Source organism: Pseudomonas salomonii (assembly GCF_900107155.1).
GTDB lineage: Bacteria > Pseudomonadota > Gammaproteobacteria > Pseudomonadales > Pseudomonadaceae > Aquipseudomonas > Aquipseudomonas salomonii.
In genome coordinates, this window is record NZ_FNOX01000015.1 from 117532 (window position 1) to 140995 (window position 23464).

Genomic DNA, 23464 nt, shown 5'->3' on the forward strand with positions numbered 1-23464 from the left:
ACCGGTTATTTGAGACAAAAAAAACGGCCTGAACAGGCCGTTTTTTTTATGCGCCCAGCTTAGGCAAGGCTCTTGCTGACCACCTCGAACACATCGCTCGACAGCTCGCCGGAGGCGCGAATGCGCTCCAGTTCCGCCTTCATCAGCGCCTGACGGGCGCTGTCGTATTTACGCCAGCGGGTCAACGGCGCCAACTGGCGCGAAGCGATTTGCGGGTTGAAGCCATTGAGCTGGATCACCAGGTCCGCCAGGAAGCGATAACCCGAGCCGTCCGCCGCATGGAAGTTGATCAGGTTCCGCCCGGCAAAGGCACCCACCAGTGCACGCACCTTGTTCGGATTCTTGATGTTGAACGCCGAATGCTCCATCAGCGCCTTGACCCGCGCCAACCCGCCCGGCAACGTGCTGCCCGCCTGTACGCTGAACCACTGGTCCATCACCAACGGGTTATCCTTGAAGTTCTCGGCAAACACCGCCAGCGCCTGGGCTTTTTCCGCTTCGAACGGCGAGTTCACCAACACCGCCAATGCCGTGAGGCGCTCGGTCATGTTGTCGCTGGTGTCGAACTGATCCAGGGTGGCGGCCAATACTTCGGGTTTGCCGCTGAGCATCAGGTACGACAGCGCAATGTTCTGCAAGGCGCGCCGGGCAAAGTGCTCGGCCGCCGCCACATAAGGCGTCTGCTTGGACAGCTCGCGATTGGCCTGGTAACGCAGCCACAGCGCTTCGAACAGGTTGTCGGCCAGTTGCTTGCGGGCGTACTCACGGGCGGCGTGGATAGCCTCCACATCCGCCACTTCGCTGATTTCCGTGAGGTAGGCTTCGCTTGGCAGCGAGAGCATTTCGGCGACCATGGCCTGGTCCAGGCTTTCATCGCTCAAGACCGTGCGCAGTGCGTCGATCAGGCGCTGGTCGAGCTTCAACGCCTGCCCCGCCTGGTGCTGGGCGATCAGCTCCTGCAACACTTGCACCGACAATTGCTGGCCGGCATCCCAGCGATTGAAACCATCGCTGTCGTGCTGCATCAGGAACATCAGCTGGTCGCGGTTGTACGGGAAGCTCAGTTTCACCGGCGCGGAGAAGCCACGCAGCAGCGAAGGCAACGGCTTTTCGGCGATATCGACGAAGGTGAAAGTCTGCTCGGCCTCTGTCACCGAAATCACCCGTGACGTGCCGCCAGCTGCCGCTTCACCGGCCAGGCGCAAGGCGACAGCGGCGCCCTGCCCGTCCAACAAGCCCAACTCCACCGGAATCACGAACGGCAGTTTCTCAACCTTGTCCGGCGTTTCCGGGCAGCTTTGACGGAACGTCAGGCTGTAGGTCTTGGCGGCGGCATCAAACGACTCGCTCACCGCCAGACGCGGCGTACCGGCCTGGCTGTACCAGCGTTTGAACTGGCTGAGGTCGGCGCCATTGGCGTCTTCCATGGCCTTGATGAAGTCGTCGCAGGTCACGGCCTGGCCGTCATGGCGCTCGAAGTACAGGTCGCTGCCTTTACGGAAGCCTTCAGCGCCGAGCAAGGTGTGGATCATGCCGACCACTTCCGAGCCCTTTTCGTACACGGTCAGGGTGTAGAAGTTGGAGATTTCGATAAAGCTTTCCGGGCGTACCGCGTGGGCCATCGGGCCGGCGTCTTCGGCGAACTGATGGGTGCGCAGGTACGCCACATCCTGGATGCGCTTGACCGTGGCCGAGTTCATGTCGGCGGAGAAGCCCGAGTCACGGAACACGGTGAAGCCTTCCTTGAGCGACAGCTGGAACCAGTCGCGGCAGGTCACGCGGTTGCCCGACCAGTTGTGGAAATATTCGTGGGCAACAATCGCCTCGACGCGCTGGTGCGCGGCGTCGGTGGCGGTTTCGGCGCGGGCCAGCACGGCGCTGGAGTTGAAGATATTGAGGCCCTTGTTCTCCATGGCGCCCATGTTGAAGTCATTCACGGCGACGATCATGAAGATATCGAGGTCATACTCGCGGCCGTAGGTTTCTTCGTCCCAGCGCATGGATTTTTTCAGGCTGGTCATGGCGTGCTGGCACTTGTCGATGTTTTCCGGCTCGACGTAGATGCGCAGTGCCACTTCGCGGTTGGTCATGGTGGTGAAGCTGTCTTCAACGCACCACAAATCGCCGGCCACCAACGCGAACAGATAGGCCGGTTTCTTGAACGGGTCTTCCCAGGTCGCCCAGTGGCGGCCGTCTTCACCAGGGCCGCTGGCAATCGGGTTGCCGTTGGACAGCAGCACCGGGTAGCGGTGTTGCTCGGCGATCACCGTGGTGGTGAAGGTGCTCATTACGTCCGGGCGGTCGAGGTAGTACGTGATCTTGCGGAAACCTTCGGCCTCGCACTGGGTGCAGAACATGCCGCCGGATTTGTACAGGCCTTCCAGGGCGGTGTTGGTTTCCGGGTGGATACGCACGCTGGTGTCGACCGTGAAGGTTTCGCGGGTCGGGTGCAGGGTCAGGTGGCTGTCGGTCAACTGATAGTCGGCCTCGGTCAGCTCTTTGTCACCCAGGTTGACCGTCAGCAGCTCCAACTGCTGGCCATCGAGCACCAGTGGCGGCAGGCCGGGCCCGCGCTCAGGGTTGCGGCGCATCACCAGCTGCGCATGGACCAGGCTGTGGTCCTCGAACAACTCGAAGGTCAGGTGCGTCTCTTCGATCAGGTAGTCCGGCGCCTGATAGTCCTTCAGGTAGATCATCTTCGGTTGTTCGGTGCGCATGGATAGCATCCTTTTTACTGGTGCACGGCGAGCTGGTAGGCCGTGTACTTACGAATGTTGATAACGCCGGTGTCGAAGATCAGGTATTGGCCCTTGATCCCCAGCAACGTGCCTTCGGCAATCGGGTTCTTGTCCAGGTTGAAGCTGACGATCTTGGCCGGGTATTGCTCGACCGGGTAACGGATTTCGATCGGATCGATGTCGGTCACCGGTTGGATGGCCTGCAGGCCAAAGCGTTCCTGCAACCCCAGCAAGCCCTCGGCGCAAGAGGCGAACAGCTCATCGCGCACCTGCTTGAGGTCCACCGATTGCGCATCGCCCTTGAGTAAAGCACGCCAGTTGGTTTTATCGGCCACTTGGCTGCGAAACAGGTCCTCAACGAAACCGGATTGCTGACGGGTCGCCACGCGCATGATCGGCAGCGCCTGGCTGGCGCCCTGGTCGAGCCAGCGGGTCGGCAACTGGGTAGCGCGGGTGATGCCGACCTTGATGCCCGACGAATTGGCCAGATACACCACGTGGTCGGTCATGCAGAATTGTTCGCCCCAGCCCGGATCACGGCAGGTGCCGGCGTCGTAATGGCAACGCTCGGGGCTCATGATGCACAGGTCACACTGGGCCAGTTTGGTCATGCACGGGTAGCAATAACCCTGGCTGAAACTGGTCTTGGTCTTGCGGCCGCAATGGCTGCAATGGATGGCACCGAGATACTCCAGCCGCACGTGGGTACCGATCAACGGGTTGACCGGCACCTCGGTGTCGCCCAGGCGAAACGCATATTGAACAGTCGGCTCACCGAGTTGCGCCGACATTTTGCTGACTGCACCGCGACCAATTTCAATCAATGGATCGCATCCGACTTGAACAGAATGTTCGGCACCGGCGCCGACTTCGACGCGCATTCCTGCGGGCCCATGTAGCCGGTACGCTGCTCTTCGGGCAGGTTCTGGATTTCCCAGGCGATCACCGCTTGCAAGGACAGCTCACGCTGTTCGGCGGTGAGCTTGCGGCCATCGGACCACTTGCCGATTTCCACGGCCAGCTTGAGGCTCTCGTAGATGTCCGGGGTGATGTTTTCAATCATTTCAGCAAAAGAGGACATAAGGCTCTTCCTTATCAAATAGAGGCTTTGCGGCGGTTGTACAACCCACCCAGCAAACCCGTCAGGCAACCGATGACCAAGCCACTCACGTGAGCCGCGTTGGCGATTTCGCCGAAACCGATCATCGAGATCAGCCCCGACATGCACAGCACCAGCCATATCAGCATCATCGCCAGCACGCCGCGCGGCAGGCGATAAGCCGGGTTGGGCGACAACAATTGGAAGATCCAGCAATGTCCGAGCAAGCCATACAACACGCCGGACAGGCCGCCAAACAGGCTCGGGCCGCCATAGGCGTATTGCGCATAATTGGACACCAGGCTGAACAACAGGGTCAGGCCCAGCAGGTTGATACTGCCCTGGCGCACTTCAATGCGCCGCCCCAGCTCCCAGTACCACATGCCGTTCATGGCCAGGTGCAGGATGCCGAAGTGGATCAGCATCGGCGTGACCAGCCGCCACCACTGCCCCGACGCCATGGTCTCGGCAAACGGGGTGAACTGGATGTAGTCGCCCATCACGTGAAACGGCAGGAAGGTCAGCCAGCTCATGGTCTGCAGGTTTTCACCCAGCAAGGTCACTACGCCGACAATCATGCTCGCCAGCAGCACCAGCGCCGTCACCGGGCTGAAACGCACTTGCTGAACAAAGCTTGGCCGCTTAACCGGCGCCTGCTCGGGAATATCCAGTTGCTGGTCCGGATCACCGGCGGGAAAGCGTTGATACAACACTTGTACGTCGGCACTGATGTTCTCGGGCACCCACAATACTTGCTCGCCTGCTTCTTCACTGACGCGATGGGGCACTTGCATGCGTTGCAGCAGTTTGACGAAACCGCCCAGGTCGACACTCAGCGGCAAGCGCAATACAGCTACGGAACTCATGCAATCACCTCAGGCCGCTCAACGTCGACCCATACAAATTTACGCGGATCCAGGCGTGTTTCCTGGTCCAGTCGGTACGCCACCAGCTTGCCGTACAGCACCGCGCTGTAGTCCAGGCAGGCCAGGTTGTCACGGATCGGCGCCGGTTTGCCGCTGCGCCAGTAATGGCCGACGAACAGCAACGGTTCGTCGACGCCATAACGCAGCAGGGCATTTTTTTCGGTCGACGACAACGGCGTGCGCGCCACCGGCTCCGGCAGTGCATCGGGTTGAAACACGATATCGCCGTAGGTTTTCGGGTCGTCTTCCCAGAACTTGGTGCGGAAAAACGAGCGCGTCAGGCCATCGCCGCCGGTCAGCGTGAGACCGTCCGGCAGGCGCATGTCGGTGCCGCGCAGCAGGCGGTCGAAGGCGTTGCAGGCAAAACTGCCCGGCACGGCGGCGGCCTGCAAAAAGTGCTGGTCGATGCAGCCATCCGGGAAGGTGGCGCGCAGCGGTTGGATAAAGCCTTCGTCCCAGCACGCATGCACCACGCGAAACCGCCCGGCGTCGACAAACAGCGGCATGTCGTAGAACCAGCCGAGGAAGTCGTGCCAGTCGGCCGGATGGTGTTCGAACTGGGTCAGGGTTTCGTGGATCAACCGCGCATGGCGTGGGTTGTGCTCGCGCACGAACTGCTTGCCACTGCCCGGCGGCGCCGGTGTGGTCCAGCCCAGCGCATTGAACTCGTGGTTGCCCATGATGCACAGCGCCTGGCCGGCCTCGGTCATATCGTGGACGATATGCAGCGCCTCGCGGATGCGCGGCCCACGGTCGATGATATCGCCGAGGAACACCGCCATACGCGTCGGATGGCGCCAGGTTCCAGCCTGTTTTTGGTAGCCCAGCCGGTCGAGCAAGTGCTCAAGGGTATGAGCGCAACCGTGCACGTCACCGATCAGGTCATAGCTACGCGCGGGATCGAGCATCAGTCGCCTCCACCCCCCAAGCGGCTGCCCCAGCCCAGCTTGGTGCGGCACACTTCGTAGTAGTTGTGGTCCAGCGGGTGGATCAACCGCAACTTCTGTGCCTTTTTGCTCACGGTGATGGTGTCACCGGGGGCGCAGGTGAAATGGTTCTGCCCGTCGCAGGAGACTTGCGGGTAGATCTGCATATCTTTGGACACCACAATTTTCAGCTCACTGTTGCCATCGACCACAATAGGCCGGCTGGACAACATATGGGGGTACATCGGCACGATCACAATGGCGTCGAGCTTGGGGTGCATGATCGGGCCGCCGGCCGACAGCGCGTACGCAGTGGAGCCGGTCGGCGTGGCCACGATCAGCCCGTCGGCCTTCTGGCTGCACACGAACTGGCCGTCGATATACAACTCGAACTCGATCATCCGCGTGGATTTGCCGGGGTGCAGCACCACGTCATTGAGCGCGTCGCCCTGGCCGATGGCCTCGCCATGGCGGCGCACTTCGGCTTGCAGCAGGAAGCGGTTTTCCACCAGGTAATGGCCGTCGAGCACCTTGGCGACTTCGACTTCCAGGTCATCCGGACGGATATCCGTGAGAAACCCCAAACTGCCACGGTTGATCCCCAGCACCGGCACGTTGTGCCGCGCCAGAGCACGGGCGGCGCCCAGCAGGCTGCCGTCGCCGCCGACCACAATCACCATGTCACAAACTTCGCCGAGCATCTTGCGCGAGGAAGTTTGCAGGCCGTGGCCGGGGAGGATTTCGGCGATGGTGTCTTCGAGGATCACATGCAGGTGGCGTTCCAGCAGGAACTTTTTCAGTCGGCGGACGGTGTCCAGCACCTGAGTACTGCCCAGGCGACCGATAATGCCGATATTGCGAAATTGCTCCATGGGGCTCCTGCGGGATGTGGGGTCTGGCAAAAAGAACGATTATGGGCGAAAGGCCGCGTCAGGCAAAACCCTTTGTCGCCTCAAGGCCTTGATGACAATGGTTCTCAGCCACCCGTAGGCGCTCTAAAAGGCTATGCTCGGACCATGACTGTGTTCCCCGCCCTGCTCAACCTGCCCCGCCAATTACGGCACCCCGAGGTGCGCGACCTGGCGTGGGTGATGCTCGCCCCGCCGATGCTTGCGCAAACGCCCTGGCCCCAGCGCCATCCGCTGGCCGGCAGCGACTGGGTGCAGGCGCCGCACCGGCTCGAACAGTGGTTACGCACCCTCGACCAGGACAGCAGCGCCTTGCAGCACTGGCTCAGCCTGTCGCGCACGCGGCGCCTGGGCCTGTACTACGAACGCCTGTGGCAATTTGCGGTGCAGCATGCGCCGGGTGTGGAGCTGCTGGCCGCCAACCTGCCGATCCGCCGCGCCGGGCATACGCTGGGTGAGCTGGACATGCTGGTGCGCGACCGCGACGGTGTGCACCACCTGGAACTGGCGATCAAACTGTATTTGGGGCCGCAGGACGGCAACGGCCAGGACCCCGCGCAATGGCTCGGCCCCGGCTGTCATGACCGGCTGGACCGCAAGCTCGCGCACCTGGCCCAGCATCAATTGCCGATTTCGGCCCGCCCGGAAAGCCGCGAAGCCCTGGCGGCGCTGGATATTGTGCAGTTCGATGCACATTTGTGGCTGGGCGGGTATTTGCTCTATCCATGGCCCGGCACCGCCGAATCCCCGCTGGGCGTCGACCCACAGCACCTGCGCGGGCGCTGGCTGCATCAGCGTGACTGGCGCGATTTCGTCAGCCAGAGCCCGCCAGGGCGCTGGCAACCCCTGCCTCGGCATGCCTGGCTGGCGCCGGCGCATTACCCGGCGGATCAAGTGTGGCGCGCGGACCAGATGCAAGCCTGGCTGGCAGACCTGGACCCGATGGCACCGGCCCAGTTGCTGGTGCGACTGGTGCAGACGGGAGAAGACTGGGAAGAAGCCGAACGTTTGTTCCTCGTTGCAGACCTGTGGCCAAACGTCCCGGGCATTACTTGAGCTTCAAGTGGCGTGCATACCAGGGCCGTTTCGGCACGCGCTTGAACAAGGCCTGCAATCCTTCGTCTTCGGCGAAGGTGATGCGCAGCGCCAGCTTCATGGTCTCCGGGTCCATCTCCATCGACCGCCCCATCTGCAGCCCCGGCGTGGTGCTGCAACCGTGGGTGTCCGGCCCCAGCCACGGGTCAGCGACTTCCACCCAGCGGCCCTGGGCAAACCAGTTGACCCCGTTGACCTGCAGCCGGCTGACCTCGCCTGGATTGAACCGCTCATGGGCGCGAAACCAGTCCTCGATGCGATCATCGATCCAGCCGTGAAAGTGCCAGAACACCGGGTTTACATGGGATGAGAACGGGTCGCCCAGGAAGTCGTTCTCCGGCGCGTACCAACGCGCGGCAAAGTCCGCCGGGTCACGGGCGAACGGCACCGGCGCGCCGTTGGACGGGTCGCGGGGCACCGATGCCCAGCGCATGTGCAACCAGTCGTGCAGGCCCAGCTCCATCTCGGAGCCCAACTGGCCCAAGGTCAGCTTGGCCAGGTAACGCGGGTCACGGTACTGCGACTCCCACACCTGGAAGTTGCTGTGGTAGGTCTCGGCTGCCTTGATATCGCTGACCCATTGGGTGTAGTCGCTGTCATCGGGTGCCGACCAACAGGGCGGCAGCGCAAAGCCGTCGTGGTTGTCGAAATAACGCAAAAACCCCAGGCGGTCGCGCTCCAGCGCCGGCTGTGGCTCCGGAAATTGCGGCCAGGATGGCAGCTCTTGCAGGGAGCGCGCAGTGCCGAGCATATGCCGGTGCATGAAAAAGAAGTCGATACCCGAACCGTTGCGGTCTTTGCGTTTGCCCCGTGCGTCGCGCTCCTGGCCGCGTGGGCCTGGTTGCCAGCCGATACCGCGCAGGGCATCACGTTTTTCCTCGGACAGCTTGTGCCATTGGTCGCGGGTGGCGTGCCACAGCTGGTGGAACAGGCGGTGCTCAGGCGCGATCAGCCAGGCCAGCAAGGTCGGGTTAAGGCCGATACGCTGGCGCGCTTCGGGGAACAGTTGCTTGTGGGCGATAAAGCGGTTGTCGCGCTCGGTCAGGGCAAGGGGGCGTTCAAGGTCGAGAACCTGCCCGCTCAGTGTGCTGCTGCCGGCATTGGCGAAGTCGGCCCAGACTTCGTCGAGGGTCATCTTGAACTCATAGGCCGGTGCGCCCTGCGCAGCATCGCGGTCGATCAGGCGCCAGTAGAGTACGGCGCCCTCGCCCGTCAGCAGATCACCGAGCACGCGGTAACGCGGTTCGCCCTCGGCACGCAGGTTTTCAGCGGTGTCCAGATAGCCGCGCAAGCCACGGCCGCGCGGGGCGATGTCGAGCAACAGCTGCAGGCCCTGCAGCGGCAAGCCCTTAAGGCCCGCATCGCGGCCTTCCAGGCGCAAGCTCCACACGCCGCGCAGGGTATCGGCCAGGTGTTGGCCGGCGGTGTCGGCCAGGTCCACCGTGGCCTCGCCCGGCGTGATCGGGAATGCTTCACGCGTCAGCTCGCGGTGGGCATAAAGGGCCGCGGGCACGGCAGCGCCGGTCAGCGCCAGGCCGGCGACGAAGCCACGTCGAGAGAGGGTCATTGTCTACCTTAGGAAACAGCTTGATCAGAGCTAGAACGTTGACGGCCGCGAGAAATTTAGCGGTACCGCGCCCAGGCCTAAATTTCCCCGGCTATGGCTCGTTCTTCCCTGATAGCAAAGGCCTCAACTGACTGAGATGGCAATGACAAAACCACGTTCGAAAAAGGCGCTGTATATCGGCCTGCCGCTGGCACTGGCCATCGGCGCCGGGGCCGGTTTCCTGGTCTGGGATCACTGGTTCAAAGGCAATGCCGGCTACCCGCTGGAGGTGATCAAGCAGGCCAATGAAATGCAGGACCGCTTGTTGTCGTTCGACAGCCATATCACCGTGCCCATGGATTTCGGCACGGCCGGCAACGAAGCCGACAAGGATGGCAGCGGCCAGTTTGACCTCGCCAAGGCGGCACGCGGGCGCTTGTCGGGCGCGGCCCTGACGATTTTCGGCTGGCCGGAAATCTGGAATGGCCCCAATGCACCACACAAACCCACCGACGGCTTTGTCGAGGAGGCCCGTCACGAGCAGGAGGTGCGCTACAAGATCATCTCCGGCATGGTGCGCGACTTCCCCAACCAGGTCGGCATCGCCTACACCCCGGACGATATGCGGCGCCTGCATGGCGAAGGCAAGTTTGCGATCTTTATCAGCATGCTCAACGCCTACCCGCTGGGCGACGACCTCAACCAGCTGGACCTGTGGGCCGCACGCGGCATGCGCATGTTCGGCTTCAGCTATATCGGCAACAACGCCTGGTCCGACTCGTCACGCCCGCTGCCGTTTTTCAATGACACCACCGACGCACTTGAAGGGCTGTCACCCATCGGCCAACAAGCCGTGCACCGCCTCAATGACCTGGGCGTGATCATCGATGTGTCGCAGATGTCGACCAAGGCGCTGGAACAAGTCGCGCAATTGAGCCGCACCCCGATGATTGCCTCGCACTCGGCGCCGCGTGCCTCGGTGGATATCCCGCGCAACCTCAGCGACAAAGAACTGCAACTGATCAAAAACAGCGGCGGCGTGGTGCAGGTGGTGGGCTTCCCGGCCTATTTGCGCCCATTGAGCCAACCCACCCAGGACAAGCTCAACACCTTGCGTGCGCGCTTCGATTTGCCGCCGCTGCCCAACCTGGCCATGGCCTTGATGCCCGGCGACGCCATCATCGCCGCCTGGTCCGAGCAGAAATTCGGCCAGTACGCCCAGGGGCTGTACGCCATTCTTGAAGAAGAACCCAAGGCCACCCTCAAGGATTGGGGCGATGCCATCGACTACACCGTGCGCAAGATCGGCATCGACCACGTCGGCATCGCCTCGGACTTCAACGACGGCGGCGGCATCCAGGGCTGGGAGAACGTCGGCGAGGTGCGCAATGTCACCGCCGAACTGATCCAGCGCGGTTACTCCGAGGCCGACATCGCCAAGCTGTGGGGAGGCAACTTCCTGCGGGTGTGGGACCAGGTGCAAAAAGCCGCCAAGCCATTGGCCAACCGCTAATTACCCAGAAGCCAGTCCATGACCGACCGCCGTACATTCCTCAAGCAGGCTGGGGTACTCGCCGCCAGCCTGCCTTTGGGCAGCGCATTGCTCGCGCACGCCCAGGCAGCCGCTCAGGCGCCCGCCACCAACGACCCATGGACGGGTTTCAAACAGCTGTTCACTCAGGACCCGGACTACCTGCACTTTTCCAACTTCCTGGTGACCTCCCACCCACGCCCCGTGCGCGAAGCCATTGAGCGCTACCGCCAGCAGATCGACCGCAACCCCGGCCTGGCCATGGACTGGGGCCTGGAAGAAACCTGGATACGTGAAGGTCAGGTGCGCGAATGGGCCGGTCGTTACCTGAACGCCCAGCCGGCGCAGATCGCGCTGACCGGCAGCACGTCGGAAGGCCTTGCGATGATCTACGGCGGAATCAAACTGCGCCCCGACCAAGAGATTCTCACCACCGAACACGAGCATTACGCCACCCAGAACGTGCTGGATTTTCGCGTCGCCCGCCAAGGCACGCAGGTGCGTCGCATCCGTTTGTTCGAGCGGGCCAGTCAGGTCTCAAGTGACGAAGTGCTGGGCAACATCAAGCGCGCCATTCGCCCCACCACTCGCGTGCTGGGCATGACCTGGGTGCAGTCCGGCAGCGGCGTGAAGCTGCCGATCGGCGAAATCGGCAAGCTGGTGGAGGAACTCAATCGCAACCGCGACGACAACGACCGCATCCTGTATGTGGTCGATGGCGTGCATGGTTTTGGCGTGGAAAACCTCGACTTCCCGGCCATGCGCTGCGACTTCTTTATCGCCGGCACGCATAAATGGATGTTCGGCCCACGCGGCACCGGGCTGGTCTGCGCCCGCGATGCCGAAAACAAATACGTCACGCCCATGGTGCCGACCTTCTCCGAAGACACCAATTTTGCTACCACCATGACGCCCGGCGGCTACCACGCCTTTGAGCATCGCTGGGCGGCGGACGAGGCCTTCAAGCTGCACCTGCAACTGGGCAAGGCCCAGGTTGAGGCGCGCATCCACGCACTTAACAGCGAACTCAAAACCCAGTTGCTGGCGCATCCGCAGATCGAACTGGTAACACCGCGCAGCACCGACCTGTCGGCCGGCTTCAGCTTCTTTCGGGTCAAGAACCAGGACAGCGAAGCGGTCGTCACCCACATGCTGAAAAACCGCGTGGTGATCGATGCCGTCGACCGCGATGTCGGCCCGGTAATCCGCACCTCCCCCGGCCTGCTCAACAGCTCGGACGAAATCCAGCAGTTCATGGCCCTGTTGAGCCAACGCCTGTGATGCCCACTTTTTCCCTTTGAACGAGATGCCCACATGAATCCATCCCGACTCAAACCCCTGACCGCCCTGACGCTGACGGCCCTGTGCGCGGCATGGCTGCCCAACCTGGCGCAAGCCGCCACGCCACAACCCGGCAAAGTGTTCAAGGACTGCAAGGACTGCCCGGAAATGGTGGTGCTGCCCGCCGGCACTTTCACCATGGGCACGCCGGAAGACGAAGTCGGCCGCGAGCCCGATGAAGGCCCGATGCACGACGTGACCTTCGCCAAACCCTTTGCCATGAGCCGCTTCCACATCACCGCCGGCGAATGGGACAGCTATATCCGCCAGACCGGCGTCGAGATCGCCGACGGTGACACCCGCCCCGGCCGCGAATGCATCGCCAGCAAGCCGCGCTACCCGCAAGGGCCACGCCAGCCGGCGGTGTGCATGGACATGGACGACATCAAAAATTACATCGCCTGGCTGTCGAAGAAAACCGGGCAGAAGTACCACATGGTCAGCGAAGCCCAACGCGAATACGCCGCCCGCGCCGGCTCCACCGGGCCGTTCCCCTTCCCGTTCGACGAGGGCAAGGGCTACAGCATCGCCCAGCACGCCAACACCTACGGCCCGGCAGATGGCTACAGTTATTCCTCGCCGGTGGGCAGCTACCCGCCGAATGCATTTGGCATGTACGACATGCACGGCAATGTGTATGAGCGGGTGGCCGACTGTGAGCACCCCAACTACATCGGCGCTCCTACCGACGGCAGCGCCTGGCTGGAGCCCCACTGCGAGGGCTACCAGATTCGCGGCAATGACTGGGGCGAAGCGCCGGTATTCTCACGCTCCGGCAACCGCAACACCATCTACCCGCAAACGCGCGGGGACTGGATCGGGTTTCGGGTAGTACGCGACCTTTAAGCAGCTCCCGCAGAAAAGCAGCACTTCGGTGCATGCAAATCCGCAGTCGACCTCATATTCAAAACTGCATGCGGTCAACTGTGGGAGCGGGCTTGCTCGCGAATGCGGTGGGTCAGAGACAGATGAATTGACTGACCCACCACATTCGCGAGCAAGCCCGCTCCCACATTTAGTTTTGCATCAGGCCTTCTGGGCCAACAACTCCAACCCTTCATGCAACGCCGGGAACAGGCTGTTATTAAAGTTGTTCCAGCGCAGTTCGAGGATGGTGTCCTCGGGCGAAATCTCGGTTTTCAGCACGTCGTGGAACACTTCGCCCGAATCAATGCCGTTGTCCACGTAATGGAACGAAGCGCCGGTGAGGTACAGCGGTTCGCTGGCCTTGGTTTCTTTGGTCGCCCAATCCACAACGGTCTGCCCGCGCGCGCCGTATAAGGCATTCCAGGTGGCATAGGCGCCACGGCGCTCGTAAGGCGATTCAATACGGGTAATGCCTGGGTGGATGTTCATGATCCGCCGCGCAAACGGCGCGCCGGGCCGCACCAGCTCATCGAGGATCACCAGCAGGCCGTCCAGCACCACGATGTCGGCCTTCAACTCCACCAGGGTGTCGTGCAGGCGACGTTCGAAATCCTGTTTGCCGGCGATGTGTTCCGCGCTGCCACGGGGCAGGCGGCGGTAGGTGGACGGCACGCTCAGCAGCAGGTCATTGACCAGCTTGCCCTGCACCCGCAGGTCCGCCGGGTAGAGCCACTGGCGGCCTGGCTGGTAGGCAAAACCATAGTCGGCCACCAGCTGCTGGTCCCGTGGGTTGTGCTCGTCATCGTCGTACACCACGCCGACCAGGTTGTAGGCCTGGCCCAACGGCGTGTCGTTCAGCGACCCCGCCAGAAACTCCAGCACCGACTTCATATAGCGCTCGTGGTCCTTGTAGGCCACTGGCTGGCCGGCCTTGTCGGCGGCAGCGTTTCTCAGGGACCAGACATACACCAGATTCTTTTTCGTCATTGTTTCGCTCTCGCTGGATAGATCAGGCACGCGCCAATACGCGTGCGCCTACACAACAAGAACGAACCAGCCTGTCGGCAATTTATCGACCCGCTCCACCGCCAGGCATGCCGCGCTAAATAGTCGCCCCGGCACTTCGTTTGTCATGGGTAAGGGTCTGTGTGCCCAGCCCCCTCTTTTCACTTTCCGGGAAGTATTTATGACCGACCCCAAGCGCGGCGCCTTTAACGGTTTGCTCGCATTGCTCAGGCCTTTTCGCACCATCGTGAGCGTCTCTGTCGCGCTGGGCATGGCCGGCGGCCTGGCCATCACATTGCTGCTGGCGACCATCAATAACGCCCTGCACTCTGCCACCGGCATGACCCAGGGCGTGGTCCTGACCTTTGCGGCGCTGTGCCTGTTGGCGCTGACCAGTTCGATCGTCTCGGATATCGGCACCAACTATGTGGGCCAACGGATCATTGCCGCCTTGCGCAAGGATCTCGGCGAGAAAGTGCTATCGGCGCCCATCGGGCAGATCGAACGCTACCGCTCGCACCGCCTGATCCCGGTACTCACTCACGACGTCGACACCATCAGCGATTTCTCCTTCGCGTTTACCCCGTTGGCCATCGCCAGCACGGTGACCCTGGGCTGCCTGGGTTACCTGGCCTACCTGTCGGTGCCGATGTTCCTGATGATGATCGTGGCCATTGTGATCGGCAGCAGCGTGCAATTCATCGCCGGCCACAAAGGCATTCGCGGCTTCGACGCAGCCCGTGACCTGGAAGACGAACTGCAGCGCTACTATTCGGCGATTGCCTCGGGCGCCAAGGAGCTGCGCATCCACCGGCCACGGCGCTACCGGATGAACACCCACCGCATCCAGGAAACCGCCGACCGGATCAGCGACATCCAGGTGCGCTCGGTGAATATTTACATCGTGGCCAAAACCTTTGGCTCGATGCTGTTCTTTGTGGTCATCGGCCTGGCCCTGGCCATGCAGGCCTACAGCCCCAACCCGGACCCGGCGGTGATCACCGGTTTCGTATTGGTGCTGCTGTACATGAAAGGCCCGCTCGAACACGTGATCGGTTACCTGCCGATCATCGGCAAGGCGCGCATTGCCTTTGCGCGCATCACCGAGCTGTCGGATCGCTTCTCGTCCCCCGAGCCGCATTTGTTGATGGACGGCAGCGAAGCACCGTCGCCGGTCGTCAACAGCCTTGAATTGCGCGGCATCACCTACAGCCCACCGCCGGTGGAGGGCAGCGAGCCATTTCACCTGGGGCCGATCAACCTGAGCATCAAGCAGGGCGATATCGTGTTTATCGTCGGCGAGAACGGCTGCGGCAAGACCACGCTGATCAAACTGTTGCTGGGCCTGTATCAACCCGACGCCGGGGAAATCCGCCTCAACGGCGAAACCGTGACCGACCCGGTGCGCGATGACTACCGCCAATTGTTCACCACGGTGTTCGCCGACTATTACCTGTTCGACGACCTGGTCCAGGGCAGCGCCACGCAATCGCTGGACAGTGCCGCCAAGTACCTGGAGCGCCTGGAAATCGCGCACAAAGTCAGCGTCAAGGACGGCGTGTTCAGCACCACCGACCTCTCCACCGGGCAGCGCAAGCGCCTGGCGCTGGTCAATGCCTGGCTCGAAGAACGCCCGGTGCTGGTGTTCGACGAATGGGCCGCCGACCAGGACCCGGCCTTCCGCCGCGTGTTCTACACCGAGCTGCTGCCCGACCTCAAGCGCCTGGGCAAAACCATCATCGTGATCAGCCACGACGACCGCTATTTCGACATCGCCGACCAACTGGTGCGCCTGCGAGCGGGCAAGGTGGTGCACGAGATGGAACCGGCCTGAAGTTTTTTTTCCGGTTTTTGCGGATAGGAACGTCTCACTAGTGGTAATGAGAATTGACCTCAATAAACACTAAGTATTGCCCACTTAAAACATAGAAGAGAATGCATCCATGCCAGCAACGTTCGGTCTGAGTCCCTTGAGCAAGGCACTCTCCATGCGCCGCCTCTTGAATACCCCTCTGCTGCCAAGCGCGATTGCCCTGGCACTGGCACTGCCGGTCGCAGGTTATGTGCAGGCGCAGGAGGTCGAACTGAATGTGCCTGCACAGCCGCTGGGGAGCGCGCTTCAGGAGTTCGGTCGCCAGACCAACTTGCAGGTGCTCTACAGCCCGACCGACGTTGAAGGCAAACGCAGTCACGCGATCAAAGGCAAGTTGCAACCCGGCCAGGCCATGACCACCTTGCTGTCCGGGACGGGCATCAGCTATGACCTGCAAGGCAGCTCATTCACCATCAGCGCGGCGAAAACGTCGGCACTGGAACTGGGCGCAACCCAGGTGACCGCCAACCAGTTGGGGACCATCACCGAAGGCTCCGGCTCCTACACTCCCGGCACCATTGCCACCGCAACCCGCCTGGTGCTGAGCCCACGCGAGACGCCACAATCGATTTCCGTGGTAACCCGCCAGGCCATGGACGACTTCAACCTCAAGTCGATCGACGACGTGATGCGCCACACACCGGGCATCACCGTCGCCACCTACGACAGCGAGCGCACCAGCTACTACTCTCGTGGTTTCGCCATTCAGAACTTCCAGTACGACGGCATTCCGATCCTGCAGGACGCCCAGTATTCGTCGGGCCACACCTTGACCGATACCGTCATCTACGACCGCGTCGAGATTCTCAAGGGCGCCACCGGCCTGCTGACCGGCGCCGGCGGCCCGGGCGGCACCATCAACATGGTGCGTAAAAAACCCACCTCGGAATTCAAAGGCTATGTCGACCTGGGCGCGGGTTCCTGGGACAACTACCGCTCGGAAATCGACGTCAGCGGCCCGCTGACCGAGACCGGCAACGTGCGTGGCCGTGCCGTTGCGGCCTACCAGGACAAACATACGTTCCTCGATCACTACCAACGCCAGACCAACGTCTACTACGGCATTCTCGAGTTCGACCTGGCCCCGGACACGTTGCTGACCATCGGTGGCGACTATCAGGACAGCGACCCGCAGGGCTCCAGCTGGTCCGGTGCGGCCTCGCTGTTTGACTCTGCCGGTAACCATATCAGCACCCCGCGCTCCTTCAACAACGGCGCCAAGTACAGCAAGTGGAAGCAGTACACCCGCACCGCCTTCGCGACCCTGGAACACACGTTCGACAATGGCTGGGTCGGCAAGGCGCAGTACAACCACCAGATCAATGGCTACAAAGCCCCGTTGTCGGCCCTGCTGTCACCCAATGCCGAAACGGGCAAGGCACCGCTGCTGACCCGAACCTACAATGGTGAAACCACCAGCGACACGGGTGATCTCTACGCCACTGGCCCGTTCAGCCTGTTCGGTCGTGAGCATGAGCTGGTGGTCGGCACCTCGGTATCGCGCTCGCACTGGCTGGGCAGCGATTACACCAACGCCACCAACTATGACAACAGCCACGACTACTTCAACTGGGACGGCGACGCCCCCAAGCCGGACCGTGGTCCTCGAACCAAAAAGAACGACGAGCTGACCCGCCAGAGCGCCAGCTACATCACCGGGCGCTTCAGCCTGGCCGATGACTTGCACCTGATCCTCGGCACTCGGGTCAACAACTACGAAGTCAGCGGCACCAGCCAGGTCAAGGACACCGGCAAGGTAGTGCCGTACGCCGGCATCACCTATGACCTCAATGACAACTTCTCGGCCTACGCCAGCTTCACCGAAATCTACCTGCCGCAGGACGACTATCGCGACCGCAACGACAAACCGCTGGAACCGGATGAAGGCAAGAACTACGAGATCGGCCTTAAAGGCGAATTCTTCGATGGCCGCCTGAACTCGAGCCTGGCCTACTTCGAGGTGCACGAGAAAAACCGCGCCGTCGACGACACCGATTACATCCCCAACAGCCACCCAGGGCTGGATTACGCCTCCAGGGGCACCGAAGCCAAGACCAAAGGCTACGAAGCGGAAATTTCCGGCGAGCTGGCGCCAGGCTGGCAGTTGCAGGCAGGCTATACCCACAAGATCATGCGCGACAAACAGGGTGAGAAGCTTTCCACCTGGGAACCGGAAGATCAGGTCAATATCTACACCAGTTACAAGCTGACCGGCCCACTCGACAAGCTGACCCTGGGCACCGGCGTGCGCTGGCAAGGTACCGGCTGGAAGCTGCTGAACAACTACGCCAAAGGCACCGAGGAAAACTTCTCCCAGGACCCACTCTGGATCGTCGACGCGATGGCCCGCTACCAGGTGACCGAGAACGTCTCGGCGACCCTCAACGTCAACAACATCTTCGACAAGAAGTACTACACCAACATCGGCTTCTACAACTCGGCTTACTACGGCGACCCGCGTAACGTCATGCTCAGCACCCGCTGGAACTTCTGATCCAGCCCAAGCCCCTGGTCATCGCTGATGGCCAGGGGCTTTTTGCTGCCTGCTAAATCGTTACTCTTGCCGAATAACACAGATAAAAAAACGCCCCTGGCCATCGGTCCAGGGGCGTTACTTTTACACCGGGTGTTACTTCATCGCATCCGCAAAGCTCTGTACGAACGCGGCGTTATCGATGATTCGATCATGGGTAGAGTCGATCACTACTGACTGCTCAATACACGGCCGGCCGATAACCTGCGCCATGCTTGCCTCAATCAACTGACGATGCTGCCCTGCGCGGCTCGCAGCGGCCCACCAGCAACGGATCGGTGCCTGGATCGGCTTGAAGTCGGCGTCCTTTAGAGACTGGCCGAGGGCTCGGTCGAGTTCCCAGGAGATCTGCGCTTCGTCGCCCTCAAGCAAGCCGGCCTTGACCTCCAGATAGGCCTCACCGAGTGCGCCTTCGGCCCACGTGCTGAATGCCTGCCATTGCTGCACCTCGTCGTCAGAGAGCGCCTGGCTTTGCAGCCACGCGGCCTGGATCAACGCGCTCGACTGCGCAAACATCACCTGCAACAACTCAACGCGCCGTTGATTGACCGGCACCTCACTGTCATCGGTCGTCACCGCCGTGTCCCAATAGTCCTTGAGCCAGTACGGCGGCGACGCATCGATCCAACCGACAACCTCGACCACACGCCCCGCCTGTTCCAACGCATACGCGACTTCCATGGCCAGGTTACCCCCCAGGGACCAACCGGCCAGGCGATAAGGGCCTTCGGGCACGGCATCGAGCAGTTGCGCGGTGTAGTCGTCGACCATTGATTGCCAGCTGGGCACTGCACTGCCCTCCTCGACCAACGCCCGACTGATCACCCCCAGCACCGGCCGTTGTTCACGCAGTGCCAGACCAATGGCCTTGTAGCAATGCACCGAACCAAAGCTTGGGTGGAACAGGATCAGTGGCGTGCCTTGGGTCTGGCTGTTGAGTTTGACGATCAGCGAGTGGCGGGTCTCGCCGCCCAGGCAAGCCACCTGCCCGGCAATGGTCGGGTTAAGCATCAATTGGCTGACCGACAGCGCTGTGCCGGTCGCCTTGCGGATGCGCTCCTTGAGCATCAACACCAACAGCGAATGGCCACCCAGTTCAAAGAAATTGTCATTCAAGCCGACGCGTTCAACCTCAAGCACTTCGCTCCAAATTGCTGCGAGGCGCTGCTCCAATTCGGTCTGCGGCGCCTGATAGACGCGCTCCTGCAAGTGCGCATCAGCCTTGGGCAGCGCCTTGCGGTCCAGCTTGCCATTCGGGCTCAGGGGCATGTGCGCCAGCAGCACCCATTGTGCCGGGACCATATAGTCCGGCAAGTGCGCCAACAGGTGTGCGCCCAGGGACTCACGCCAGGTTTCGCTCGGTGCCTGCAACACCAGATAGCCCACCAGATGCTTGCCATCGACCACCTGGACGGAGGCTTCCTGTACCTGGGGATGTTCAAGAACCCGCGCTTCAATCTCACCTAATTCAATGCGCAGGCCACGCAATTTGACCTGATGATCCAGGCGCCCAAGGTATTCGATAACCCCGTCGGCACGCTGACGTACGCGGTCGCCGGTACGGTACAGGCGCGCTCCCGGCGCGAACGGCGAAGCGACAAACCGTTCGGCGGTGAGCCCCGGGCGTCGGTGATAACCGCGTGCCAAGCCGATACCGCCCAGGTACAACTCACCGGCCACCCCCACGGCGGTCACTTGCAACTGAGCGTCCAGCACATAGGTGCACAGGTTGGCGATCGGCTGGCCGATAGGCACCGTGTCTTGCCCTTCGTCGACGCAGGTCCAGTGGGTCACATCGATGGCGGCTTCGGTCGGGCCATACAGGTTGTACAACGCGGTTTGCGGCAGCTTGCGCAAGACCTGCTGTTGCGCATCCACCGGCAGCGCTTCGCCGCTGCACACAATGCGTTGCAAGGCGTGGCAGGAAGCAACGGCCGGGTCTTGCAGGAACGCCTGCAGCATCGACGGCACAAAGTGCAGCGTGGTGACCTGTTCGGCGTTGATCAACGCTACCAGCCTGGCCGGGTCGCGGTGATCACCCGGCGCAGCCACTACCAGGCGTGCACCCGTCATCAGCGGCCAGAAGAACTCCCACACCGACACGTCAAAGCTGAACGGGGTCTTTTGCAGCACCGTGTCACGGGCATTCAACCCGTAGGCTTCCTGCATCCAGCACAGGCGGTTGGTCAGCGCCCGGTGGCGGTTGCCCGCGCCTTTGGGCTGGCCGGTGGAGCCGGAGGTGTAGATCACGTAGGCGAGGTTTTCGTCCGCCAGCACAATACCGGGGTTCGCTTCGCTGTAGCCGTCAAAACCGGCTTCACCCAGCACCAGGGTTTGCAGACCTTCCGGGATCGGCAACTGTTCGAGCAGATGCGCCTGAGTCAGCAGCCACTTCACGCCGCTGTCTTCCAGCATGTAAGCCAGTCGCTCGCGGGGGTATTCCGGGTCGAGCGGTACATACGCGCCACCGGCCTTGAGTACTGCCAACAGGCCGACGACCATTTCTATCGAACGCTCCACGGCCAGCCCCACCAACACATCGGGGCCGACACCGGCATCCATCAGGCGATGGGCCAGGCGGTTGGCCCGCCGATTAAGCTGGGCGTAGGTCAAGCGCTGCCCGGCAAACACCAGCGCCTCGGCATCCGGCGTGAGTTCGACCTGTGCTTCGATCAACTGATGCACAGGCTGCTGCGGGTAGTCACGCGCAGTGGCGTTCCAGTCTTGCAGCGCGATACGTTGCTCAGTGTCACACAACAGCGGCAACTGGCTGACGCGCTGCTGCGGGTCGTCGAGCATGCCTTGCAACAGATTTTGCCAGTGCGCCAGCATGCGCGTGAGCATGGCCGGCTCGAACAGGTCGGTCGCATAGGTCAAGGTGGCCCAGATCCCCTGCGCGGTAGCCTGGGTGTCCAGGCTCAGGTCGAACTGCGCGGTCTGGCTGCCCCAATCCAGGCCCTCCACGCGCAAGTCGGGCAACTGACGGCCACGGGTAGCCAACCCCGCATCGCTCTGATGGTTGAACAACACCTGGAACAACGGGTTATGGCTCAGGCTGCGTTCCGGTTGCAGGGCCTCGACCAGTTGTTCGAAGGGCAGGTCCTGATGGCTCTGCGCATCCAGGCTGCGGCGTTTGGCCTGCTGCAACAGCTGGGTCACGGTGATCTGCTCGTCCAGGTCAGCCTTGAGCACCTGGGTGTTGACAAAGAAGCCGACCAACCGCTCGACTTCAACCCGGTTGCGGTTGGCGATCGGAACCCCGACACGGATGTCATGCTGGCCACTGTAGCGGTACAACAAGCCCTGAAAGGACGCCAGCAACAGCATGAACAGCGTCACGCCCTCACGCTGCGCCAATGCGTTGAGCCCCTCGGCCAGTTGCGTCGGCAACTCCAGTTCCAGGCTGGCCCCCCGGTAGCTTTGCAGCGCCGGGCGCGCGTGCGCGGTGGGCAGTTCCAACACCGGTTGTTCACCGCCGAGCAGCTCGCTCCAGTAAGCCAACTGACGCTCGCGCTCACCCGCCGCCATCCACTCGCGTTGCCAGTGTGCGTAATCGGCATACTGCAACGCCGGCGCCGGTAACTGCGCGACTTCGCCCTGGCTGTAGGCGCTATACAACTGCACCAGTTCGTCGACCATCACCTGCATCGACCAACCATCGGAAACGATATGGTGCTGCACCAGCACCAGGACGTGCTCATCTTCGGCCAGGCGTAACAAGGTGACGCGCAGCAGCGGACCTTGCTGCAGGTTAAAGGGCTTGGCGATTTCGGCTTCTACCTGTTGCTGCAACGTTTTCTCAGTGGCATCGCCTCGCGTGATTGACAACGGTTCGGCGGGCAAAACCACCTGCACTGCGCGCTCATCCTGCTGATCGATGCGGGTGCGCAAGCTTTCATGTCGCGCCACCAGGCGGTCAAAACTGCACTGCAAGGCGTGCTGATCAAGGCGACCGCTCAGGCGCAGAACGCTCGGGATGTGGTAGGCGGCGCTTTGTGGGTCCAGTTGCCAGAGAAACCACTGGCGCTCCTGGGCAAAGGACAGCACTAACGGCTGATCGCGCCCTATCGCCACCATCGGCGGCGCCAAGTCCTCTTCAGCGGCGTGCAGTGCCAGCACAAAACCCTGCAGTTGCGGCTGCTCAAACAAGGTGCGCAGCGGCACCTCGCGTTCAAGCAACTGACGCACACGGGAAATCACCTGCATGGCCAGCAATGAGTGGCCGCCCAACTCGAAGAAGTGGTCCGTCAGGCCAATGCGCGCAGCGCCCAGCACCTGGGCCCAAATCGCCGCGACCTGTTGTTGCAATGGCGTAACCGGTTCAACCCACTCGCCTTGCGACTGCGCCGCGTCCGGCTGTGGCAGGCCCTTACGGTCGAGCTTGCCGTTGGGCGTCAGCGGCATCTGGTCCAGGAACATGAAGTGCGCAGGCACCATATAGTCGGGCAGGCGGGTTTTCAGGGCGCGACGCAAGGCTTCGCGAAATGCGACTGGGTCGGTCGCGGGCTCAGCGGGCACCACGTAGGCCACCAACTGCTTGCCGTTCGGACCTTCCTGGGCCACGACAACGGTTTCGCCAACGCTGTCCTGCTCACGCAGACGCGCCTCGATTTCACCCAGCTCAATACGGAAACCACGGATTTTCACTTGATGATCAACACGCCCAAGGTAATCCACCAAGCCATCTGCGCGGCCACGGGTCAGGTCGCCGCTGCGGTACACGCGGCTGCCGGGTTTGCCGAACGGGTCCGGCACAAAACGTTCGGCGGTCAGTGCCGGGCGCTCCAGATAACCGCGGGCCACGCCTTCGCCGCCCAGGTACAACTCACCGGCCACGCCGATGGGTTGCAGGTTGAGTTGCGCGTCCAGCACGTAGCCGCTGCGGTTGCCCAACAGCGTACCGATCGGCGCATAGACCGCGCCGCAGGGGTCGCCGCGACGGGCTTTCCACAGCAGCGGTGTGACCACGGTTTCGGTCGGGCCGTAGCCGTTGAACAGATACGTCGGTTTCAGTGCGCGCCAGGCCAGGTCGTAGCTGGCCTGTGCCACGGCATCGCCACCGAAGCAGTACACGCG

Annotated in this window: 15 protein-coding genes and 1 pseudogene; 6 read left to right on the forward strand and 10 right to left on the reverse strand. The window is 62.1% G+C overall.

The genetic code is table 11. The annotated features are described in order from the left end of the window. Positions 1–59 precede the first annotated feature (59 nt). From pepN to BLV67_RS28400, 6 genes are read right to left on the reverse strand one after another with little or no spacing between them, the layout of a single operon-like run. Positions 60–2717: an aminopeptidase N gene (gene pepN, locus BLV67_RS28375; RefSeq protein ID WP_069787265.1), complete on the reverse strand. Its 2658-nt coding sequence runs from the start codon at positions 2715–2717 to the stop codon at positions 60–62. A 14-nt stretch (positions 2718–2731) separates the two neighbouring features. Then, entirely contained in the window at positions 2732–3562 is an 831-nt protein-coding gene (locus BLV67_RS28380; RefSeq protein WP_069787264.1) for a DUF2797 domain-containing protein, read from the reverse strand. After that, entirely contained in the window at positions 3559–3819 is a 261-nt protein-coding gene (locus BLV67_RS28385) for a YeaC family protein (RefSeq protein WP_017138108.1), read from the reverse strand. Before BLV67_RS28385 ends, BLV67_RS28380 begins: the two co-directional genes overlap by 4 nt. 14 nt (positions 3820–3833) lie before the next feature. After that, positions 3834–4703, reverse strand: coding sequence for a rhomboid family intramembrane serine protease (locus BLV67_RS28390; RefSeq protein WP_069787263.1), 870 nt, complete (start codon positions 4701–4703; stop codon positions 3834–3836). Continuing rightward, a complete protein-coding gene (locus BLV67_RS28395; RefSeq protein WP_065931285.1) occupies positions 4700–5671 on the reverse strand; it encodes a metallophosphoesterase in 972 nt (323 codons plus the stop codon). The genes BLV67_RS28390 and BLV67_RS28395 overlap by 4 nt, the downstream gene beginning before the upstream one ends. Beyond that, on the reverse strand, positions 5671–6561 hold the full coding sequence (locus BLV67_RS28400; protein ID WP_010210870.1) for an NAD(+) kinase: 891 nt from the start codon (positions 6559–6561) through the stop codon (positions 5671–5673). Before BLV67_RS28400 ends, BLV67_RS28395 begins: the two co-directional genes overlap by 1 nt. A 144-nt stretch (positions 6562–6705) precedes the next feature. Here BLV67_RS28400 and BLV67_RS28405 point away from each other — a divergent pair, with 144 nt between their 5' ends. Further along, positions 6706–7653, forward strand: coding sequence for a DUF1853 family protein (locus BLV67_RS28405; protein ID WP_069787262.1), 948 nt, complete (start codon positions 6706–6708; stop codon positions 7651–7653). Here the strand turns inward: BLV67_RS28405 and pvdP are convergent. Continuing rightward, positions 7646–9259 (reverse strand): pyoverdine maturation tyrosinase PvdP, encoded by a 1614-nt coding sequence (pvdP, locus tag BLV67_RS28410; protein WP_069787261.1) that lies wholly within the window; start codon positions 9257–9259, stop codon positions 7646–7648. The two genes, BLV67_RS28405 and pvdP, sit on opposite strands and share 8 nt — an antisense overlap. 142 nt (positions 9260–9401) lie before the next feature. Here pvdP and pvdM point away from each other — a divergent pair, with 142 nt between their 5' ends. From pvdM to pvdO, 3 genes are read left to right on the forward strand one after another with little or no spacing between them, the layout of a single operon-like run. Continuing rightward, positions 9402–10751, forward strand: coding sequence for a pyoverdine-tailoring dipeptidase-like protein PvdM (gene pvdM / locus BLV67_RS28415; protein WP_065931288.1), 1350 nt, complete (start codon positions 9402–9404; stop codon positions 10749–10751). 18 nt (positions 10752–10769) lie between these two features. After that, complete coding sequence (pvdN, locus tag BLV67_RS28420; protein ID WP_069787260.1) at positions 10770–12050, forward strand: pyoverdine-tailoring periplasmic protein PvdN; 1281 nt, start codon at positions 10770–10772, stop codon at positions 12048–12050. Between the two features lie 33 nt (positions 12051–12083). Then, a complete protein-coding gene (gene pvdO / locus BLV67_RS28425; protein WP_069787259.1) occupies positions 12084–12956 on the forward strand; it encodes a dihydropyoverdine dehydrogenase in 873 nt (290 codons plus the stop codon). Between the two features lie 180 nt (positions 12957–13136). On the opposite strand, the gene BLV67_RS28430 is transcribed toward pvdO, so the two are convergent. Beyond that, positions 13137–13964: a formyl transferase gene (locus tag BLV67_RS28430; protein ID WP_069787258.1), complete on the reverse strand. Its 828-nt coding sequence runs from the start codon at positions 13962–13964 to the stop codon at positions 13137–13139. 199 nt (positions 13965–14163) lie between these two features. Here BLV67_RS28430 and BLV67_RS28435 point away from each other — a divergent pair, with 199 nt between their 5' ends. Both BLV67_RS28435 and BLV67_RS28440 read left to right on the forward strand, forming a co-directional pair. After that, on the forward strand, positions 14164–15816 hold the full coding sequence (locus BLV67_RS28435; RefSeq protein WP_065931292.1) for a cyclic peptide export ABC transporter: 1653 nt from the start codon (positions 14164–14166) through the stop codon (positions 15814–15816). Between the two features lie 154 nt (positions 15817–15970). Next, on the forward strand, positions 15971–18349 hold the full coding sequence (locus BLV67_RS28440; protein ID WP_069787257.1) for a TonB-dependent siderophore receptor: 2379 nt from the start codon (positions 15971–15973) through the stop codon (positions 18347–18349). A gap of 135 nt (positions 18350–18484) precedes the next feature. Here BLV67_RS28440 and BLV67_RS28445 read toward each other — a convergent pair whose 3' ends face one another. Continuing rightward, complete coding sequence (locus BLV67_RS28445; protein ID WP_256122272.1) at positions 18485–22465, reverse strand: amino acid adenylation domain-containing protein; 3981 nt, start codon at positions 22463–22465, stop codon at positions 18485–18487. A gap of 42 nt (positions 22466–22507) precedes the next feature. After that, positions 22508–23464, reverse strand: a pseudogene (locus BLV67_RS33785) (phosphopantetheine-binding protein); the annotation flags it as partial.

Coding starts and splice junctions, on each gene's coding strand:
- pepN (WP_069787265.1), bottom strand. CDS start 2,717: ATGCGCACCGAACAACCGAAGATGATCTACCTGAAGGACTATCAGGCG.
- BLV67_RS28385 (WP_017138108.1), bottom strand. CDS start 3,819: ATGTCCTCTTTTGCTGAAATGATTGAAAACATCACCCCGGACATCTAC.
- BLV67_RS28390 (WP_069787263.1), bottom strand. CDS start 4,703: ATGAGTTCCGTAGCTGTATTGCGCTTGCCGCTGAGTGTCGACCTGGGC.
- BLV67_RS28395 (WP_065931285.1), bottom strand. CDS start 5,671: ATGCTCGATCCCGCGCGTAGCTATGACCTGATCGGTGACGTGCACGGT.
- BLV67_RS28400 (WP_010210870.1), bottom strand. CDS start 6,561: ATGGAGCAATTTCGCAATATCGGCATTATCGGTCGCCTGGGCAGTACT.
- BLV67_RS28405 (WP_069787262.1), top strand. CDS start 6,706: ATGACTGTGTTCCCCGCCCTGCTCAACCTGCCCCGCCAATTACGGCAC.
- pvdP (WP_069787261.1), bottom strand. CDS start 9,259: ATGACCCTCTCTCGACGTGGCTTCGTCGCCGGCCTGGCGCTGACCGGC.
- pvdM (WP_065931288.1), top strand. CDS start 9,402: ATGACAAAACCACGTTCGAAAAAGGCGCTGTATATCGGCCTGCCGCTG.
- pvdN (WP_069787260.1), top strand. CDS start 10,770: ATGACCGACCGCCGTACATTCCTCAAGCAGGCTGGGGTACTCGCCGCC.
- pvdO (WP_069787259.1), top strand. CDS start 12,084: ATGAATCCATCCCGACTCAAACCCCTGACCGCCCTGACGCTGACGGCC.
- BLV67_RS28430 (WP_069787258.1), bottom strand. CDS start 13,964: ATGACGAAAAAGAATCTGGTGTATGTCTGGTCCCTGAGAAACGCTGCC.
- BLV67_RS28435 (WP_065931292.1), top strand. CDS start 14,164: ATGACCGACCCCAAGCGCGGCGCCTTTAACGGTTTGCTCGCATTGCTC.
- BLV67_RS28440 (WP_069787257.1), top strand. CDS start 15,971: ATGCGCCGCCTCTTGAATACCCCTCTGCTGCCAAGCGCGATTGCCCTG.
- BLV67_RS28445 (WP_256122272.1), bottom strand. CDS start 22,465: ATGGTGGCGATAGGGCGCGATCAGCCGTTAGTGCTGTCCTTTGCCCAG.